This window comes from Paeniglutamicibacter sulfureus (genome assembly GCF_039535115.1).
Classification (GTDB): Bacteria; Actinomycetota; Actinomycetes; order Actinomycetales; family Micrococcaceae; genus Paeniglutamicibacter; species Paeniglutamicibacter sulfureus.
Genome location: NZ_BAAAWO010000001.1, coordinates 1,792,135 through 1,809,388, shown reverse-complemented (window position 1 = coordinate 1,809,388; position 17,254 = coordinate 1,792,135). Strand labels below are relative to the sequence as shown.

The 17,254-nt window shown below is 65.7% G+C and carries 17 protein-coding genes; 6 read left to right on the top strand and 11 right to left on the bottom strand.

The features are described from left to right. Window positions 1–11 precede the first annotated feature (11 nt). From ABD687_RS08265 to ABD687_RS08255, 3 genes are read right to left on the bottom strand one after another with little or no spacing between them, the layout of a single operon-like run. Window positions 12–386, bottom strand: a complete 375-nt coding sequence (locus tag ABD687_RS08265; protein ID WP_302264937.1) for a sterol carrier family protein — start codon at window positions 384–386, stop codon at window positions 12–14. A gap of 6 nt (window positions 387–392) precedes the next feature. After that, window positions 393–1,400: an asparaginase gene (locus ABD687_RS08260; protein ID WP_264270396.1), complete on the bottom strand. Its 1,008-nt coding sequence runs from the start codon at window positions 1,398–1,400 to the stop codon at window positions 393–395. A gap of 5 nt (window positions 1,401–1,405) precedes the next feature. Then, window positions 1,406–2,026: a class I SAM-dependent methyltransferase gene (locus tag ABD687_RS08255; RefSeq protein WP_264270397.1), complete on the bottom strand. Its 621-nt coding sequence runs from the start codon at window positions 2,024–2,026 to the stop codon at window positions 1,406–1,408. A 158-nt stretch (window positions 2,027–2,184) separates the two neighbouring features. On the opposite strand from ABD687_RS08255, the gene purD reads away from it, so the two are divergent. Both purD and ABD687_RS08245 read left to right on the top strand, forming a co-directional pair. Further along, the gene (gene purD, locus ABD687_RS08250) at window positions 2,185–3,471 is read left to right on the top strand and encodes a phosphoribosylamine--glycine ligase (RefSeq protein ID WP_310292169.1); all 1,287 of its coding nucleotides are present in this window, start codon (window positions 2,185–2,187) and stop codon (window positions 3,469–3,471) included. Next, a complete protein-coding gene (locus ABD687_RS08245) occupies window positions 3,472–4,377 on the top strand; it encodes a phosphoribosylaminoimidazolesuccinocarboxamide synthase (protein WP_310292171.1) in 906 nt (301 codons plus the stop codon). A 99-nt stretch (window positions 4,378–4,476) separates the two neighbouring features. Here the strand turns inward: ABD687_RS08245 and ABD687_RS08240 are convergent, their stop codons facing one another. The 4 genes from ABD687_RS08240 to ABD687_RS08225 all read right to left on the bottom strand — a co-directional run bounded on the left by ABD687_RS08240 (window position 4,477) and on the right by ABD687_RS08225 (window position 11,489). Beyond that, entirely contained in the window at window positions 4,477–6,285 is a 1,809-nt protein-coding gene (locus ABD687_RS08240) for an ABC transporter ATP-binding protein (protein WP_310292173.1), read from the bottom strand. After that, window positions 6,282–8,114 carry an ABC transporter ATP-binding protein gene (locus ABD687_RS08235; protein WP_377700290.1) on the bottom strand — a complete coding sequence of 611 codons (1,833 nt, stop codon included), beginning with the start codon at window positions 8,112–8,114 and terminating at the stop codon, window positions 6,282–6,284. The genes ABD687_RS08240 and ABD687_RS08235 overlap by 4 nt, the downstream gene beginning before the upstream one ends. An 89-nt stretch (window positions 8,115–8,203) precedes the next feature. Next, window positions 8,204–9,169: a metallophosphoesterase gene (locus ABD687_RS08230; RefSeq protein ID WP_310292175.1), complete on the bottom strand. Its 966-nt coding sequence runs from the start codon at window positions 9,167–9,169 to the stop codon at window positions 8,204–8,206. Next, a complete protein-coding gene (locus ABD687_RS08225; RefSeq protein ID WP_264270402.1) occupies window positions 9,162–11,489 on the bottom strand; it encodes a transglycosylase domain-containing protein in 2,328 nt (775 codons plus the stop codon). Before ABD687_RS08225 ends, ABD687_RS08230 begins: the two co-directional genes overlap by 8 nt. 37 nt (window positions 11,490–11,526) lie before the next feature. On the opposite strand from ABD687_RS08225, the gene sp36 reads away from it, so the two are divergent. Genes sp36 through ABD687_RS08215 form a run of 3 tightly spaced genes read left to right on the top strand, consistent with a single transcriptional unit; the run spans window position 11,527 to window position 13,152 of the window. Then, window positions 11,527–11,682, top strand: coding sequence for a Sp36 family protein (gene sp36 / locus ABD687_RS20775; protein WP_181578252.1), 156 nt, complete (start codon window positions 11,527–11,529; stop codon window positions 11,680–11,682). Window positions 11,683–11,702: 20 nt separating this feature from the next. Continuing rightward, the gene (locus ABD687_RS08220; protein WP_264270403.1) at window positions 11,703–12,179 is read left to right on the top strand and encodes a RidA family protein; all 477 of its coding nucleotides are present in this window, start codon (window positions 11,703–11,705) and stop codon (window positions 12,177–12,179) included. Between the two features lie 22 nt (window positions 12,180–12,201). After that, window positions 12,202–13,152: an NUDIX hydrolase gene (locus ABD687_RS08215; RefSeq protein ID WP_302264951.1), complete on the top strand. Its 951-nt coding sequence runs from the start codon at window positions 12,202–12,204 to the stop codon at window positions 13,150–13,152. A gap of 113 nt (window positions 13,153–13,265) precedes the next feature. Here the strand turns inward: ABD687_RS08215 and ABD687_RS08210 are convergent, their stop codons facing one another. After that, complete coding sequence (locus ABD687_RS08210; RefSeq protein WP_217390218.1) at window positions 13,266–13,943, bottom strand: Crp/Fnr family transcriptional regulator; 678 nt, start codon at window positions 13,941–13,943, stop codon at window positions 13,266–13,268. A 208-nt stretch (window positions 13,944–14,151) separates the two neighbouring features. Between ABD687_RS08210 and ABD687_RS08205 the strand changes: the two genes are divergently transcribed. After that, window positions 14,152–15,336: a MarP family serine protease gene (locus tag ABD687_RS08205; protein WP_310292182.1), complete on the top strand. Its 1,185-nt coding sequence runs from the start codon at window positions 14,152–14,154 to the stop codon at window positions 15,334–15,336. 31 nt (window positions 15,337–15,367) lie between these two features. Here the strand turns inward: ABD687_RS08205 and ABD687_RS08200 are convergent, their stop codons facing one another. The 3 genes from ABD687_RS08200 to aroQ are packed head-to-tail and all read right to left on the bottom strand — an operon-like array spanning window position 15,368 to window position 17,215. Next, on the bottom strand, window positions 15,368–16,363 hold the full coding sequence (locus ABD687_RS08200; RefSeq protein ID WP_310292184.1) for a DUF2332 domain-containing protein: 996 nt from the start codon (window positions 16,361–16,363) through the stop codon (window positions 15,368–15,370). Further along, window positions 16,363–16,707 (bottom strand): MmcQ/YjbR family DNA-binding protein, encoded by a 345-nt coding sequence (locus tag ABD687_RS08195; RefSeq protein WP_310292186.1) that lies wholly within the window; start codon window positions 16,705–16,707, stop codon window positions 16,363–16,365. Before ABD687_RS08195 ends, ABD687_RS08200 begins: the two co-directional genes overlap by 1 nt. A gap of 55 nt (window positions 16,708–16,762) precedes the next feature. Further along, on the bottom strand, window positions 16,763–17,215 hold the full coding sequence (aroQ, locus tag ABD687_RS08190; RefSeq protein ID WP_264270408.1) for a type II 3-dehydroquinate dehydratase: 453 nt from the start codon (window positions 17,213–17,215) through the stop codon (window positions 16,763–16,765). Window positions 17,216–17,254 lie beyond the last annotated feature (39 nt).

The window sequence follows — 17,254 nt, the reverse complement described above, 5'->3', positions numbered from 1 at the left end:
CCTCTAGGGTACTAAACCAGGGGCAGTTCGGCGGACAGGTCGGCGCGCAACCCGGAGGCGGAGACCTTTCCGGTGGCCAGCGCCGCGTCCCAGCCGATCTTGCCGGAGGCCAGCGCCAGCCAGAGCTGGGCGGGAAGCTCGATGACGTTCGGGGGAGTGCCGCGGGTGTGCCGCGGACCCGCGATGCATTGGGTCACCCCGAACGGCGGAACGCGCACCTCCACGGAGTTGCCCTCGGCGCGGCTGGCCAGCTCCTCCAGCGTGTAGCGCACGGCCAGGGCTATGACCGGGCGGGGCAGCGCCGCGGCTTCCGCTTCTTCGGCCTCGATCCACCGGCCGAGGGCACGGGCCCCCTCTGCCGGATCAATGCGTCGCTTGATGGCCACGGGATATCAGGAATCCAACAGGTCCATGACCGGGGTTGCCAGGCGCACCGAACCCACGGGGGCATCCCCGCCGAGCACCGGACGGGTCAGCTTGGCCAGGGTATCGGCCAGTTGGCCGGTGGTAATGGCGCCGGCGTTGGCCAGCAGCGTCAGGCCCAGCAGGTCGGTTCCACGGCCCGATCCGTCCTGCATCTTCACGGCCACGGCCGTTCCGTTGGGGGCTGCGAGCATCAACACGCCCTCGGCGCCGAGCTTGGCGATGACCCCCAGGTCCTCCATCACCAAGGAGTTGGGCAGGCCATGTCCCTGGACCGCCCACGGGTAGTCCAGCATTGCCGTGGCAATGGTTGCCGCCCGCGCCTCGGCATGCTTGTTCCCCGGGGCCTGGGCCAGCTTGGAAGCGGCCCGGGCAAGTCCGGCCAGGGAGATGACCGGTACCGGCGCCCCGCATCCGTCCACGCCCAGGTGGGAGATTTTCTCCCCGGCATAATCCTCGATGACCTCGATGACCCTTTGCTGCAGGGGGTGGTCCGCGGAGAGATAGGTCTTGGTGTCCCAGCCGTTTTCCGTGCAGGCCCACAGGAATGCCGCGTGCTTGCCCGAGCAGTTGAACGACAGCGCCGACTTCTGAAGTCCCGCCCGCAACCGTTCGGCGCGTGTTTCGGGGTCTGCCGGCCAGGCGGCGGGGCACAGCAGGTCGGATTCGTCCAGGCCGGCCTTGGCCAGCATGGATTCAACGACGTCGGTGTGTTCAGTGCTCCCCACGTGGCTGGCGCAGGCCAGGGCCACCTGGGCGCCGCGCAGCGGAACTCCGCACTGCATGGAGGCAAGGGCCTGGAAGGGCTTGAGGGCGGAGCGCGGGTACACCAAGGTGTTCGGGTTTCCCAGCGCGGTGAGCACCTCGCCCGCGGCATCAACGACCACCGCGGAACCGCGGTGGCGGGATTCAACGAAGCCGTTGCGCTCGAGCACCACAAGGTCGACGGTTTCGGAGGCAATCAGCGTTTCGGGCATGTGACCTAGTTTACGGTCTGCGTGCTCTCCATCAGTGCAACGACGAAGTCCGAGTCGGGGCGCAGCGGACGCATGTCCCAGGTGGAAAAGCTGGAAGCGATCCGCAGGCCGGCCGCTGCCACGTCGGCCTCGAACGTTCCGAAGGCGTAGTCCTTGAGCAGGGAGAAGCCCACGACCAGTCGGCCGCGGGGCGCCAGATGCGCGGCCAGCGACGACAACACGGCGCCGGCGGTGCCCGGTGCCACGAAGGCCAGGACGTTTCCGGGGGAGACGACCACGTCGAAGGTTTCGCGGGTCCCGGAGGCATCCCGCAGGTCCAGCGATGCCAGGTTACCGGGCAGCCACCGGGAGCCGGGGAAATCGCGTTGGGCGGCGGCCAAGAGCTCCTCGTCCAGGTCCACTCCGGTGACCCGGTGTCCGCGAGCGGCAAGCGCCCCGCCCACCCGCCCGGTCCCGCAGCCGGCATCGAGCACGCGCGCGTCCCGCGGGAGCAACGCATCAACGAACCTCGCCTCGCCGTCGAGGTCTGCGCCGGATTCGCGCAGTTGAGCAAAGCGGTCGATGTAGTTCTTGGCCTGCTTCGGATCTTGGCGGGCCTGCTGCTGCCACAAGGTTTCCTTCTCCATGTACACGAGCATAGGCGCAGCCACCGCTTGCCTGCGGGGTCGGGATCGGGCGCACCGCCCGGGGAGGACGGCGGACCCGGTGCGAAGTTGGCGCAAATGCGTCGGTCCTGCGACCCGGGTGGGCACTGAGGGGACCGGAGCCGGTAGGCTTAAGCCTCGTGAAGGTACTGGTTATTGGCCCCGGCGGCCGCGAACATGCACTGATCCGAGCTTTGGCTTCGGATCCCTACGTCACCGACCTGCATTGCGCACCCGGCAATGCCGGGATATCGCGTGACGTCACCACCCACCAAATCGATGCCCAGGATCCCGCGGCAGTGGTGGCACTTGCCCGCGAACTGGGCTCGGATCTGGTGGTGGTTGGTCCCGAGGCGCCACTGGCGGCAGGTGTTGCCGACGCACTGATCTCCGCGAACATCCCCGTCTTTGGCCCCACGCAAGCGGCTGCCCAGCTGGAGGCCTCCAAGGCCTTCGCCAAGACGGTCATGGCCGAGGCAGGCGTGCCCACCGCCATGGCCAAGGTCGCCACCAACTCCGAGGAAGCGGCCGAGGCGCTCGATGCCTTCGGCGCCCCCTATGTGGTCAAAGACGATGGACTGGCAGCAGGCAAGGGCGTCGTGGTCACGTCCGACCGCGCAGAGGCCCTGGCCCACGCAGAGGCCTGCTTCGCCGCGGGCGGCACCGTGGTCATCGAGGAGTTCCTCGACGGCCCGGAGGTCTCCCTCTTTGTCATCTGCGACGGCACCCACGCCGTCCCGCTGGCACCCGCCCAGGACTTCAAGCGCATCTTTGATGGCGACGAGGGACCGAACACCGGCGGCATGGGCGCCTACTCGCCGCTGCCCTGGCTGCCCGCCGGCTTCGTCGACGAGGTCATGGACCGCGTCGCCTACCCGACGCTGCGCGACATGGCCTCCCGCGGCACCCCCTTCACCGGGGTGCTGTACTGCGGCCTGGCCATCACCGGCCGCGGCATCCGCGTCATTGAATTCAACGCACGCTTCGGCGACCCCGAGACCCAGGCAGTGCTCGCACGCCTGAAGACCCCGCTGGGCGGACTGCTGATGGCAGCCGCCAAGGGCGAACTCGATGACGCCGAGTTGCTGCACTGGCGCCCCGAGACCGCCGTCGGAGTGGTCCTGGCAGCCGAAAACTATCCCGATGCCCCCGTCAAGGGAGCGGCGATCCAGGGGATTGAAGCGGCAGAGGCCATCGAGGACGTCTCGGTGCTGCACGCCGGAACCACCCGCAACGAGGCAGGCGAAACCATCGTCGACGGCGGCCGCGTGCTGGCAGTCGTGGGCCTCGGTGCCGACCTGCACGCCGCGCGCGACAAGGCCTACGAAGGCGTCGCTGCCATCTCCTGGGACGGTGCCCAGCACCGCACCGACATTGCGCTGAAGGCCGCCAACGGCCAGATCAGCGTCTCGGAAGGAACACACTAGATGTCAGGCCTGCAAACCGAAACCCTGGACCTGCCGGGGTGGACCCACCACTACTCGGGCAAGGTCCGCGACCTCTACGTTCCGGCCGGTTCCTCCTTCGAGGAAACCGACCGCGTCCTGGTGGTTGCCAGCGACAGGATTAGTGCTTTTGACTTCGTGCTGGAATCCGAGATCCCGGACAAGGGCAAGGTGCTGACCCAGTTGAGCCTGTGGTGGTTCGACAAGCTGGCCGGAATCCCCAACCACGTCATCTCCACCGACGTGCCGGACGCCGTTGCCGGCCGGGCCATGGTCTGCAAGAAGCTGGACATGTTCCCCATTGAGTGCATCGCCCGCGGCTACCTGACCGGCTCCGGGCTGGCCGAATACAAGGACCGCCAGACGGTCTGCGCGCTTCCGCTGAAGGCCGGCATGGTCGATGGCTCCAAGCTGGAACCTGCCATCTTCACGCCCTCGGCCAAGGCCGAGGTCGGCGAGCACGACGAAAACATCACCTTCGAGGAAACCGCTGCCCGCATCGGCGGCCAGCAGGCCGCCGACCTGCGCGACGCCACCTTGGCCTTGTACACCCGCGCCGAGGAAATTGCCCGCACCCGCGGCATCATCCTGGCCGACACCAAGGTCGAGTTCGGGATCGATCCGTCCAACGGCGAGATCACCCTGGGCGATGAGGTGCTGACCCCGGATTCCTCGCGCTTTTGGGACGCGGAGACCTACTCCCCGGGGCAGGCGCAGCCGTCCTTCGACAAGCAGTTCGTCCGCGACTGGCTCACCTCCGAGGCCTCCGGCTGGGACAAGAACTCCGGCGAGGAACCCCCGGCGCTGCCGGCGGAGATCATCGAACGTACCCGTGCGCGCTACATCGATGCCTACGAGCGGCTGACGGGACTTACCTTCAGCGCCTGATCCGCGCCACCGACAAAGGCCCTGCCCCCCTCCATGCAGGACGGGGGGCCAGGGCCTTTGTCGTGTCCGGGATCCGCAGGGGGCGCGGCAGGGGCGGGATCAGACCAGCGAGTCGAGCCAGGCCTTGTGCAGGGCGGCAAAGCGGCCTTCGGCCCCGATGAGCTCGGCCGGGGTGCCGTCCTCGACGATTCGTCCGTCGTGGACCACCAACACCCGGTCGGCGATCTGCACCGTGGAGAGCCGGTGCGCGATGATCAGCGCGGTCCGGTTGCCCAGCAGGGTCTGTAGCCCGCGCTGCACGGCGCGTTCGGAGGGGATGTCCAGCGAGCTGGTCGCCTCGTCGAGGATCAGCACCGCCGGGTCCGCCAGGAACGCCCGGGCGAAGGAGATGAGCTGGCGCTGGCCGGAGGAGACGCGACCGCCGCGCTTGTTCACGTCGGTGTCGTAGCCCTCGGGCAGGGCCGTGATGAATTCGTGGGCACCCACGGCGCGCGCGGCCAGGATGATCTCCTCGATGCTGGCGCCGGGCTTGCCCAGGGAGATGTTCTCGGCCACGGTCCCGGAGAAGAGGAAGGCCTCCTGGGTCACCATCACCACATGCCGCCGCAGGTCGTTGTTGGCGATCTGCTCGATCGGCACCCCATCAAGGGTCAGTGACCCGGAGCGCAGGTCGTAGAACCTGGCGATCAGCTTGGCCAAGGTGGACTTGCCGGCGCCTGTCTGCCCGACCACGGCAACGGTCTGCCCCGCCGGGATGGCCAGGTCGAACCTGTCCATGACGACGGGCCCGTCCCCGTACCCGAAGACCGCGTCCTTGAATGCCACGGCACCTGCGACCTGTTCCAGCGGCTGCGGCTTGGCGGGTTCCACCACGGTGGGTTCCTCCTCGAGCAGCCCGGAGACCTTTTCCAGCGCCGCGGTTGCCGATTGCAGCGACTGGTAGAACATCGCGATGTTTTCCACCGGCTGGAACACCCGCTTGGTGGCCAGCAGCAGGGCCACCAGCACGCCCACCCCCAGCTCCCCGTCAAGGATGCGGAACCCGCCCCAGGCAAGCACCGCCGCCACCGACAGGTTGCCGATGAGCACCAGCGAGGGCTGGAGCACGCCGAAGAGGTTGATGGAGCGGATCGAGTTGTCCCGGTATTGGCCGGCGACCTGCGCGTAGGTGGCGTCGTTGGCTCGTTCCTTGCGGAAGGCTTTCACGGCGCGAATGCCGGTCATGGTTTCCACGAAGCTGCCGATGACCCGGGCCGAGACCACCCGGGATTCGCGGTAGACCAGTTCCGAGCGTTTCTGGTACCAGCCAAAGAGCAGCCAGATGGGCAGGGCGGCGATGACGACCACGAGCCCCGAGCGCCAGTCGAGGACGAAGATGGACACCAGGGTGAAGGTCACGAAGACGGCGGCCGAGGCGAGTTCGGAAATGCCCTGGTCCAGCAGTTCGCGCAGCGTCTCCAGGTCCGAGGTCTGCCTGGAGATGATGCGCCCGGAGGTGTATTTTTCGTGGAACTCCAGGCTCAGGCGCTGGGTGTGGCGAAAGACGCGCAGGCGCAGATCCAGCAGCATGGCCTGGGAGATCTTCGCGGTGCACAGGATGTACCAGCCCAGCAGCGTGCCGGCGGCGATGGCCGAGAGCACGTAGGCGCCGCCGGTGATGCCCAGGGGCGCCCAGTTGCCGGCGGCGACCTGCGGCAGGCCCCAGTCGATGGCCCAGGCGATGATCAGCGGGAAGGCGACGCGGGCGGCGTTGGAGATGACCACGAGCACCACGGTGAGCGCCAGCATGCGCTTTTGTGTCCTGGCCAGGGTGGCCAGCAGTCTCCAGGAGCGAGCGCGCACTCGCTTGCGTTCGTCCTTGGACAGGGTGATGGCGTCCTCGTTGGCGACACCGATGTTCTGGCTCATGCTAGCGGACCGCCTTGAAGGGGAATGATGTCGGATTCCTCGTCCACGAGGCTGGCAATGACGAAGCGGTAGTGCTCGTTGCGTGCCAGCAGTTCCGAGTGCGTGCCCACGTCGTCGATGAGCCCGTCCCTCAGCAGCGCAACCTTGTCGGCCAAGGCCACGGTGGAGGGCCGGTGGGCCACGATCAGCGTGGTGGTCCCGGCCAGGGTGGTGCGCAGCCGCTGTGTCACCGCTTCCTCGGTGCGTACGTCCAGGGCCGAGAGCGGGTCGTCGAGCACCAGCACGCGCGGCCTGGCCGCTATGGCCCGGGCCAGGGCGATGCGCTGGCGCTGGCCTCCGGAAAGGGACAGGCCTTCTTCGCCGATGACGGTGTCCAGGCCTTGGGGCAGCGTGCGGGCGAAGCCGGCCTGGGCGGTGTCGATGGCATCCTCCAGCAGCGCGTCCAGTTCCGGTCCGTCGAGCCCGGTGGCTCCCAACAGCACGTTGTCCCGGATCGAGGAGGAAAACAGGATGGTGTCCTCGAAGGCGACCGCCACGTCGCGGCGCAGTTCGACCAGGTCCCGATCGCGCACGTCGACGCCGTCGATGAGGACCTGGCCACCGGTGGCTTCGTAGAGCCGGGGAACGAGCTGGAGCAGCGTGGACTTTCCGGTGCCGGTCATCCCGACCAGTGCCATGGTCTCCCCGGGGGCCACGTGCAGGTTGACGCCGCGCAACAGCGGTGCGGCGGTGGCCGGGGTGTCGGGGAAGCGGAAGAGGACGTTGCGCAACTCAAGTTCCCCGCGCGGGTCCGTAGGGGAAACGGGCGAGCCGGGGGAGGTGATGGTGTTGTTGGTGTCCATGACCTCGAAGTGGCGGTCCAGGGCGGTCTTGGTCGTGAGGGTCATGCCCATGAGCATGCCCATGTGTTCAACCGGCCCGGCCAGCACCGTGGCGGTGGCGAAGAAGGCAACCAGCGCCCCGACGCTCAGTTCGCCCTGCGCGGTGAGCCACAGCCCCGCCACCAGGCCCAGGCCCAGCGTGGTTTCGGGGATGGCCACCACGTAGAGGATGAAGCTGGCCAGGGTCTTGGCCTTGGAAACCTCGGTGTCGCGAAGCTGCTCGGCCCGGGTGTTGAAGCCGTCGTACATGTGGCGGCCTCGGCCAAAGGCCTTGATGACGCGGATGCCGTGGACCGATTCCTCCACGGCCGTGGCCAGGTCCCCGGCCTGGTCCTGGCTCAGCCGGCTGGCTGCCCGGTAGTTGTTGCGGAAGTGGAACGCCTTGATGGAGATGGGGATGGCCCCGGCCAGGTAGATGGTGCCCAGCACCCAGCTGGAACTGAACATCAGGGTCAGCCCGGCGATCACGGTGACGGTGGAAACCACCAGCATCATCGCGCCGAAGGCGAGCCACCGGCGCAGCAGGCTCAGGTCGCCCATGGACCTGGAGAGCAACTGGCCGGAGCCCCAGCGCTCGTGGAAGGCCACGGGAAGCTGCTGGAGGTGGGCGTACAGGCGCACCCTCATCTGGGTTTCCAGGCGGGCCGCGGGGGTGATCACGAATTGCCGGCGCAGGAACACCAGCAATGCCTCGAGGGCGCCGAGGGCGGCCACCAGGCCCACGGCCAGCCAGACCTCTGAACCCCTTCCTTCCGGGTGCAGCACATTGTTCACCAGCCATGCCAGGACCTGGGGAATGGTCAGGGCGACGACGCCGGCCAACAGCGCGCACAGGAACCCGAAAAACAGCCGGGGGAGGATGGGCTTGACGAAGGGAATGAGCCGGGCAAAGGTCCTGCCCAGCGTGGGCGTGCCCGCCGCGGGGGCGTGTCCTTGTTGTACTGCCACCGGTGTCCGACCTCTATCCCCGCGCATGGTTGTGCTTCTGCGAATACCCTACAGTGTGGGGTTGGGATTCATCAATCGGATGGGTCGGGCTACCCCTGTGCCGTCAACGTGAGCAGGATGGCCTCCGGCGGGCAGGCGATCCGCACCGGGGCGAAGCGCGAGGTCCCGATGCCGGCGGACACGTTCAGCGGCGTGCTCTTGCCGGCGAAGTCCCATTGGGTCAGCCCGCTGGCCCGCCAGGTCGGCAGATCACAATTCGTCACCAGGGCGCCGTAGCCCGGGATGCAGACCTGGCCCCCATGGGTGTGCCCGGCCAGGATCAGGTCGGTGCCGGCGGCAGTGAACCTGTCCAGGACGCGCTGGTACGGCGCATGGGCCAGCGCGATGCGAAGGTGCGGTGCCGAGCCGGAGGTGGCGGAACCGGCCGGCCACCCGGCAAAGCGGTCCAGGTCCAGGTGCGGGTCGTCCACGCCCGTGAAATCCAGGCGGGTCCCGTTCACTGCCAAGGAATGGTTCCGGTTGGTCAGGTTGACCCAGCCGGCGGCACCGAAGGCGCGGTGCATTTCCTGCCAGGGCAATTGGTACTTGGGGGAGTTCCGCGGCGTGTCCGAGCGCTTGGCGAGATAGCGGAACGGATTCTTTGGCCGTGGCCCGAAGTAGCAATTTGACCCGGGTACGAAGGCCCCGGGGAACGCCATCAGCGGGTCCAACGCCTCCAGCAAGGCGTCCAGGCCTTCAAGGTGTCCCAGATTGTCGCCGGTGTTGATCACGAGGTCTGGTTTCAGGTCCGCCAGGGACTGCAGCCAGCGGCGCTTGAGCTCCTGGCCGGGCACCATGTGGATGTCCGAAAGGTGGAGCATCCGGATCGGGGAGGAGCCCGGGGGCAGCAGTGCCAGGGTCTCCTCGCGGACGCCGAAGCGCGTGGTCTGGCCCAATCCGTATCCGAAAAGGATGCCGGCGCCGGCGGTTGCCGCACCAGCCGCCAAAGCGGCCCCACGCACAGTGCGTGAGACCGCTTCGGCCAGCGATGATGAAGTCGCGAGGGAACTAGTCATCTTCGGTCTTCTTGGGAGGGTTGGGCGTGTTTCCGCTGTTTCCCTTGGGCTTGGGGGTTGCGGTCGCCTTCGGGGCTTCCGATTCCTTGGGCTCCTTGGTTTCCTTTGAATCCGAGGTTTCGGAGCTTGCCGAATCCGCTGTGTCATCGTCGTCGGCTTCCACCTTCTTCGGGGCCGGAGGCTTGGGCGCGGACTTGGCCTTGCCGAAGGATTCGGTCGGGTAGAGATCGCCGACCTTCTTCATGTAGTTGGTCCACAGCGGGGAAGCCCAGGTTCCGGAGTCGACCCAGCGACGGGCGATGCCGTCGATCACCTTGTTCTTGGTCTCCAGGTTCTGTTGCTTGTCGTAACGGCCGACCCATGCGGCGGAGGCCATGCCGGTGGTGTAACCGACGAACCAGGTCGAGTTGGCCTTGTTGTTCGTACCGGTCTTGCCGGAGATCGGGTAGTCGATGGCGCCCTTGGTGACCTTTTGTTTGGCAATCTTTGTCATGGTGCCGTTCATATCGGCGACGACCTGGGGGCTGACTGCCTGCTCGCAAGTGACCGGCTTGACCTTGTATGCGGTGCCTTTGGCATCGGTGACCGAGGTCAGGGCACGGTTGTCGCAGAACTCGCCGTTATTGGCAAAGGTCGCAAACGCGGTGGCCTGGGCCAGAGGGGTGATGCGGGCAGAACCAATCACGAAGGCCGGGTTGGCCGGCGATATCGGCTGTCCCAGGGTTGATTTTTTACCCGTGGCCGGATCGATGTCGTTGTCGTAGTCGATCAGGCCCAAGCGTTCGGTGCCCTCGGCAATGTCGCAGAGGTCAAGTTTGGAGGCCTCGGCCACGGTGGCGGAGTTCACGGAGTTGAACAGGCCATAGTCCACCGTCATCGACGAGGGATAGCCGCTCACCGCGTTGGCTGGATCCCAGCCGCCGCCAACGGTGGTGTATCCGCGCGGTAGGCATGAGGCCTTCCAACGGAATGAAGCCGGGTAGTTCTTCTTATTGGGTGCGCTGATCCGGTCCCACATGTTGCGACCCGATTCGAGCCAGGCCATCGTGGTGTAGGGCTTCATCGTTGAACCACCCTGGAAGCCGCCGGCCCCGCCCAGTGCTTTCTCGACGGCAAAGTTGATGGTGGTGTTCGGGCCGGTGTTTTTGTCCGTTGGGACGTAGTCCTTGTTCTGGCCCATGGCCAGGATGTTGCCGGTGCCCGGTTCGACCGTCACGATGGCCGCGCCGATGTTCGACTTGTCGTCGGCAGGGATCATGGCCCTGGACTGCTTCGCCGCTTCCTTCTGCAGGCGCGGGTCCAACGTCGTCTTGATGGTCAGGCCACCGCGGTACAGCAGGTTTTCGCGATCCTTACGGGTCTTGCCGTAAGCCTCATCGGTGGTGATGAGCCTCGTGACGTAGTCACAGAAGTAGGCGGAATCCTCGGCGGCGATGCAACCGGACTTGACCTCTTTCGGCTTGACGCCCAGCTTGGACTTCACTGCCTTGTCGTATTCGTTCTTGTCGATGGCACCGGTGCGCAGCATGGCAGCCAGCACGGTGTTTCGACGCTTGAGGCTACGTTCCGGGTACTTCTCCGGGTTGTAGGCGTTGGGCAGCTGGACCATTCCGGCGAGCATCGCGGACTGCTGCAGGTTCAGGTCCTTGGCGTCCACCGAGTAGAAGCGCTGGGCTGCGGCCTGGATGCCGTAGTTGCGGCCGGAGAACAGCACGAGGTTCAGGTAGCCCTCGAGGATTTCGTCCTTGGTCATTTCCTTTTCGATGGAAATGGCCAGCTTGGCTTCGCGTGCCTTGTCGGCGATGTCCTTGGAGCCGGAGATCGTCATCTCGGAGCGGTCCACGCCGTTGACGACGTCGGCGTTCACCAGCAGGTTGTTGACGTACTGCTGGGTCAGGGTCGAGGCGCCCTGCTGCGACGAGGAAGTGAAGTTGTTCACCGCGGCGCGGGCGATGCCGCGGACATCGATGCCGTTGTGCTCGTAGAAGCGCTCGTCCTCGATGGAGATGATGGCACTCTGCATGACCTTGGAAATGTTCTTGAGCTTTACCGGCTGCCGGTTTTCCGAGTAGAACGTCGCAATCGTGGAACCGTCCTTGGCCAAGATCTTCGAGGGCTGCGCGATGGGCTCGCCCTTGAAACTGGCCGGGAGGGCATCAAAGATTTCGGTTCCGGCGTTCGCACTGCTGCCGGCAAGGGACGCAATGGGGACCATGAGCCCTGCCGCAAGGACGCCACTTAAGGCGCTCACCCCAAAGAAGGCAACGATCTTGCCGAGGGTGGTAGCCGTATCAAAAAACGGGGACTTTTTAGCTGCCATACCTACTAGTTTACAAGGACGCGCTAACGTATCGGTTATGACCAAATGGGAGTACGCCACTTTGCCACTTATTATTCACGCCACGAAGCAGATCCTGGATCAGTGGGGAGACGACGGTTGGGAGCTAGTTGCCGTCGTTCCCGGACCCAATGGAAATGCACCGGTCGCTTACCTTAAGCGTCCCAAGGCCTAACGACAGAAACGAGAAAACCCATGCAACAAGAGACTTCTTCAGCCATCGAGGCACGCCTGGCCGAACTCGGCCACAGCCTCCCCGCAGTCGTCGCACCTGTGGCCGCCTACGTACCGGCCACCATCACCGGCAACCTGGTTTACACCTCGGGTCAACTGCCGTTTATTAACGGGGAACTCACAGTCACGGGCAAGGTCGGCGCGGCTGTTTCCGCCGAAGCCGCAGCGGGCCAGGCCCAGGCCTGTGCACTGAATGCCCTGGCAGCCATCAAGGATGTCATCGGCGACCTGGACCGCATTGTCCGCGTGGTCAAGGTCGTGGGCTTCGTGGCCTCCGATCCGTCCTTCACCGGCCAGCCCGCAGTCATTAATGGGGCCTCCGAATTCCTCGGGGCCGCTCTTGGCGACAAGGGCGTGCACGCCCGCTCGGCCGTCGGTGTTGCGGCACTGCCGCTGGACGCACCTGTCGAGGTTGAACTGATTGTCGAGTTTGCGTAACCCATCCGATTCCGGCGGCCCCGTGAACGAGAATTCCCTGGCGACACCACGGAATCCGTCCACGGGGCTGCTGCGCCGTCTTTGCGACCTTCCGCCAGCGCAGTATGACGCTGCGGAAAACTGGGTTTCCTACGGAAACCGCACACCCCGGGCGACCCGCCCTGCATCATCGGTGGTGCTGATTCGCGACTCCCCAAAAGGTGTTGAAACTTACCTTGGATATCGTCCGGGCGGTTCACCGCTCGGGAGTGTCGCCTTCCCTGGCGGAAGCCTTGAAGACGACGACGAACGCGAAATACCCTGGTACGGACCCAGCCTGTCAGAGTGGTCCAAACGGCTGGGCATCCTTGACCAGCGAGTGGTCAGGGCACATATCGTGTGCGCCATCCGGGAACTGTTCGAGGAAACGGGCGTGCTGCTGGCCGGGACCGACGAGTTGTCCGTGGTGGAAAACTGCGACAGTGAAGACTGGATGGCCGTGCGCGAGGCCGTTGCCGTCCAGGACAAGTCCCTGGAGGATGTGCTCAGGAAGCGCGGGCTGGGCCTGCGCACCGACCTTCTGCGACCGCTTTCGCACTGGATCTCCCCAAACTTTGCTTTGCGGCGCTTCGACACACGGTACTTTGCCGCGGCACTCCCGGTTCGCCAGGAACCGTCGCTCCTGCGCGGCAAGGGCATCTGGGCCGCCTGGAAGGTGGCTGCGGAGGTCATCGAACAACGCAACACCACGTCCCTGGGCGATGAGGTCGGCGCCCCGGACACCAAGGGCCTGTCTCTGAGCAAGATCACGACCCCCGCAGTCGAGGTCATTCTGGAAAAGATCGCTTCCACCCGCGGGACCGTCGCCTATCTTTCTGTTCGCCGGGAACTGAAAAGCTACCATCCCGAACTTGTCCAGGTGGGCGGGGAATTCTACTTGGACGTCACCACCGCGACCGCTGCGGAGGGCGGCGGGCTGGGACGCGGTCGCTGACGTCGAACCGCCGTGGGCCGGCCAACGCCGCCCCGGCCGTGATTCGGCTTAAACAGGTGTGGCGGGGTTCCCCAAGGAGGAACCCCGCCACACCTGTTCCTGCATGGTGCGCTTTAGCGTGAACGCTGGCGCAGACGCTGGATGTCGAGGATCACGACGGCGCGTGCCTCAAGACGCAGCCAACCGCGCTGCACGAACTCGGCCAGGGCCTTGTTCACGGTTTCGCGCGAGGCACCCACCAGCTGCGCCAGTTCTTCCTGCGTCAGCTCGTGTGCAACCAGGATGCCGTCGGTGGCCGGACGACCGAAGCGGTCGGCCAAGTCCAGCAGTGCCTTGGCGACACGGCCCGGAACATCCGAGAAGACCAAGTCGGCCAGGGACTCGTTCGTGCGGCGCAGGCGCGAAGCCAGGGCCTGCAGCAACTGGACCGAAACCTCCGGGCTGGTCAGGATGACCTTGCGCAGGTTTTCGTGGCGAAGGCCGGCCAGACGCGTCTCGGAGACGGCGGTAGCGGTGGCGTTGCGCGGGCTTGGGTCGAACAAGGCCATTTCGCCGAACAATTCGCCCGGGCCGAGAACGGCAATGAGGTTTTCACGACCGTCCGTGGAAGTGCGCCCCAGCTTGATCTTGCCCGAAACGATGAAGTAGAGCTGGTCGCCCTGGTCGCCCTCGCGGAAGACCGAGGCGCCACGGGACAGATCCACTTCAGATAGTTCTTCAGTCAGTGCAGAGAACACCTCGTCGCTCAATGAAGCGAAGAGTGGTGCTCGGCGCAGTACCTCGATGTCCATAAAATCTCCTGTCAACTGTCGTTAGCGCTCACCTAATTGTGCCGTACGGTTGGCCCATGTGACAGCTTCCACACGCCAAATCAGGCTAAATGTGGTTAGAATCGCGGGCTTCACACAGGCGGCCGGTCTAGACTCGTGGCAACGAATAGTGTTTTGGGCCCCATTTTGGGTCGTGCAACACGGTATGAGGGGCAGGAGTCCACACTGAATGTTGGGATTGACATGGCTGGACCTGCTACTCATCATCTCCTTGATCAGCTTTTTGGCCTCTGGCCTGCGTAAAGGCTTCTTTGTCACGCTTGGGGCGATCGTTGGTTTCCTCGCCGGTGGAATAGCCGCGTTCTACGGAATCCCGCTCGTATCGACGTGGGTGACGAACCCGGGATGGCGAATCTTCTGGATTGTTGCCGCCGGGTTGATTTTCATCTTGATTGGCCAGGGAATCGGGATGGCCATCGGCTCCCGAATCCGCTTATGGCTGAACTTCCCGGTGCTGAAGACCTTTGACAGGTTGCTTGGCGGCGTTGCCAACACCGTCATGGCCGCCCTGGTGATCTCCGCAATCGCACTTTCGGCAGCGACGATGGGCGTGCCCTGGGTTTCCCAGCAAGTGGCAGACTCACGGGTTCTGACCACGATCCAGGCCTGGACGCCGAAGCCGATCACCAATTTTGTCACCGAGGCCCGCGCCCAGGTCATGGGCCAGACGCTTCCGGAACTTTTTGAGCCTTTTGCCCCAAAGGTCGCCATCGACGTTCCCGAGCCGGAGGACCTTGGCAGTGGCGTCGAGGCGGCCGAGGGATCGGTCGTCAAGATCATTGGCACTGCCTACGCCTGCGGCGTGAACCAGTCCGGATCCGGCTTTGTCTATGCATCGGACCGGGTGATGACCAACGCGCACGTGGTTGCCGGGATCACCGAGCCGTCCGTGACCACTCAGGATGGGCAAGTGCTCTCGGGAAGCGTCGTGTACTTCGACTCCGTTGCCGACATTGCCGTCCTGGAGGTGCCGGGACTTGGCTTGAAGCCTCTGGAGCGCGGTGAGGACCTGGAGCGCGGTGACACCGCGGCATTCCTGGGCTACCCCGGGGGCGGGTCGTTCCGCGCCATGGGAGCGGTGGTCGAGTCCCTGAGCACCGTCTCGATCCAGAACATCTACGGCGCCGAACCGACGCCGCTGCGCATCTACCAGCTGGCCGCCAAGGTCGAGCAGGGCAACTCCGGCGGACCGGTGCTCGATTCCCAGGGCCGCGTGGTGGGCATGGTCTTCGCCAAGGCCAAGGGCGCCGCAGACGTCGGCTACGCACTGGCCCTTGAAGAGCTCGATGCGGCATTGGAGAAGTCCGAAGGATCCAGGGAAGCGGTTCCCACGGGCGCTTGCTCGCCGCACTAAGCGCACGGGCCCGCTGCTGCCGCCACCTGGCTTAGAGCCAATCGAGCTGTGCCCCATGCTGCCCGGTGCGGGCCAGGGGAACTTTGTCCAGTGCCAGCGTGAAGTGGTTGCCCTCGGAATTCTCCCGGGTCTGGTTCGATTCATCCATGAAGAACGCCTCGTTGGAAATCCAGCGGCAGCCCAGAGTGGCGATGGTTTCTGCAAAGCGGGTCCGCCGCGGCTCGTCCAAGTAGGCCAGCACCGCCGAGTGCATGACCACCGGCACTGCATGTTTCGGCGCCGCCTCGACCAGCTCGACAATGCGTTCGTTCAGGTCCCCGGCCAGGATCAGCGGCGGTCCCGCGACCCCTTGCAGTTCACCCGACTTCAGCGTGGCCAAGGTGGCCAGGGCGGCATCCAGCTGCTCGAGGCGTGCCTCCTGCCCGGGCCAGACCAGGGCCCGGAGCCACGCCACGGTGTCAGGATCGGTGCCGTCCAACGGGTTCAGGTCGACCCCTGCCCGCCAGGCGATGTCGGGCAGGGCCGGGGGGATCGGCGGATTGCCGGTTGTGGTGCAGCGCAGCAACGGGGAACCGGTGCCCAGCCGCGGCGCTCCGTCGTAGGAGTAGGAATAGAGATCCGGCAGCAGGCACAGGCCCGCGGACGGACCCACCTCAATCAACGCCAGGGGGCGTTTTTCCTGCTCCTCCACCATCGCCAGGGCCGGCAGCAGCGTGGCGCAGCGCCCGGCCTCGTTGGTCTGCGTGGCGCGGCCCATGATGATCCGGCGGACCTCCGGCCAATGACGGCCGAGGTAGCTCTCCAGGACTGGAAATGGTTCGTCGTGGCACCCGTGGAAGCGCGCAGCGGCAAAGACGAGGTTGGGCTGGCGCTTGGGCGCGGGCAGGTCCGCGATGAGTTCCAGCAGTGCCTTGCTGCCGGCGACCCCTCCGGCCCACTGGCTGTACAGCTCGCTGTGCCCGGTGAACCAGTGCCGGGCGTAGTCGAGGTACAGCTCCGCGGCGGCCTGCGTGGGTTCGTTGCCCATCAGCCCGCCTCCGAGGTGTCGTGTCCCGGCAGGTCTGCTGAAACGGTGCCGCCTGCCAGCCGGTGCGATTCGAGCAGCAGCTCTTCGAGCTCGGCGAGGTTGATGCGCTCGAGCCTGACCAGCAGCAGCATTGGCGAGCGCCCATGGTGCGGTGTCCAGAAGTAGGTGCCGGGGTCCATGGCCGCCAGGGCCTCGCGCTCAGTGGTTTTCACCGTGAGCACATCGTCTTCCCACATGCGGGCCATCAGGGTCTTGGCGAACCACGCCGGGCGTTGCCAGCTGGGTCTTTCGACGACCCCTGGAAGGGCCAGGCACAGCCTGCGGACGTCGTCTTCGGTGCTCATGGCCCCACGATACCGATCCGGCCCGCCGCGGCACAGGGGCCACGGGCGCCGGGGGCTACTTCCCGGCGAGGTGGATGAGCTGCTGGACGCCCAGGACATACCCGTTGACGCCCGCGCCCACAATGATGGAGGCCGCCACCGGGGAAATATAGGAATGGTGGCGGAAGGCCTCGCGGCGGTGCACATTGGAGATGTGGACCTCGATCACCGGCAGCTGGACGCCGGAGATCGCGTCGGCCAGGGCCACGGAGGTGTGGGTGAACGCACCCGGGTTGAACACGATGCCCGCCACGGCGCCCCGGGCCGCATGGATCGCGTCGATGAGCACGCCCTCGTGGTTTGACTGCAGGAACTCGACCTCGTAGCCCGCCGTCCCGGCGGCGGCACGGCAGAGCTCCTCGACATCGTTCAGGGTCTCGTGGCCGTAGATCTCCGGCTCCCGGGTGCCCAGGAGGTTGAGGTTCGGGCCGTTGAGGACCAGGATGCGCGGGGTGTTGTTTTCACTCATGGATCCACTGTAGGCAGTCAGCGTGGTTCGGGCCGTGGC

Excerpts from the sequence above, each read along its gene's own strand:
- ABD687_RS08260 (WP_264270396.1), bottom strand. The coding sequence starts at position 1,400 with ATGCCCGAAACGCTGATTGCCTCCGAAACCGTCGACCTTGTGGTGCTC.
- ABD687_RS08255 (WP_264270397.1), bottom strand. The coding sequence starts at position 2,026 with ATGGAGAAGGAAACCTTGTGGCAGCAGCAGGCCCGCCAAGATCCGAAG.
- ABD687_RS08245 (WP_310292171.1), top strand. The coding sequence starts at position 3,472 with ATGTCAGGCCTGCAAACCGAAACCCTGGACCTGCCGGGGTGGACCCAC.
- ABD687_RS08240 (WP_310292173.1), bottom strand. The coding sequence starts at position 6,285 with ATGAGCCAGAACATCGGTGTCGCCAACGAGGACGCCATCACCCTGTCC.
- ABD687_RS08230 (WP_310292175.1), bottom strand. The coding sequence starts at position 9,169 with ATGACTAGTTCCCTCGCGACTTCATCATCGCTGGCCGAAGCGGTCTCA.
- ABD687_RS08225 (WP_264270402.1), bottom strand. The coding sequence starts at position 11,489 with ATGGCAGCTAAAAAGTCCCCGTTTTTTGATACGGCTACCACCCTCGGC.
- sp36 (WP_181578252.1), top strand. The coding sequence starts at position 11,527 with ATGACCAAATGGGAGTACGCCACTTTGCCACTTATTATTCACGCCACG.
- ABD687_RS08220 (WP_264270403.1), top strand. The coding sequence starts at position 11,703 with ATGCAACAAGAGACTTCTTCAGCCATCGAGGCACGCCTGGCCGAACTC.
- ABD687_RS08210 (WP_217390218.1), bottom strand. The coding sequence starts at position 13,943 with ATGGACATCGAGGTACTGCGCCGAGCACCACTCTTCGCTTCATTGAGC.
- ABD687_RS08205 (WP_310292182.1), top strand. The coding sequence starts at position 14,152 with ATGTTGGGATTGACATGGCTGGACCTGCTACTCATCATCTCCTTGATC.
- ABD687_RS08200 (WP_310292184.1), bottom strand. The coding sequence starts at position 16,363 with ATGGGCAACGAACCCACGCAGGCCGCCGCGGAGCTGTACCTCGACTAC.
- ABD687_RS08195 (WP_310292186.1), bottom strand. The coding sequence starts at position 16,707 with ATGAGCACCGAAGACGACGTCCGCAGGCTGTGCCTGGCCCTTCCAGGG.
- aroQ (WP_264270408.1), bottom strand. The coding sequence starts at position 17,215 with ATGAGTGAAAACAACACCCCGCGCATCCTGGTCCTCAACGGCCCGAAC.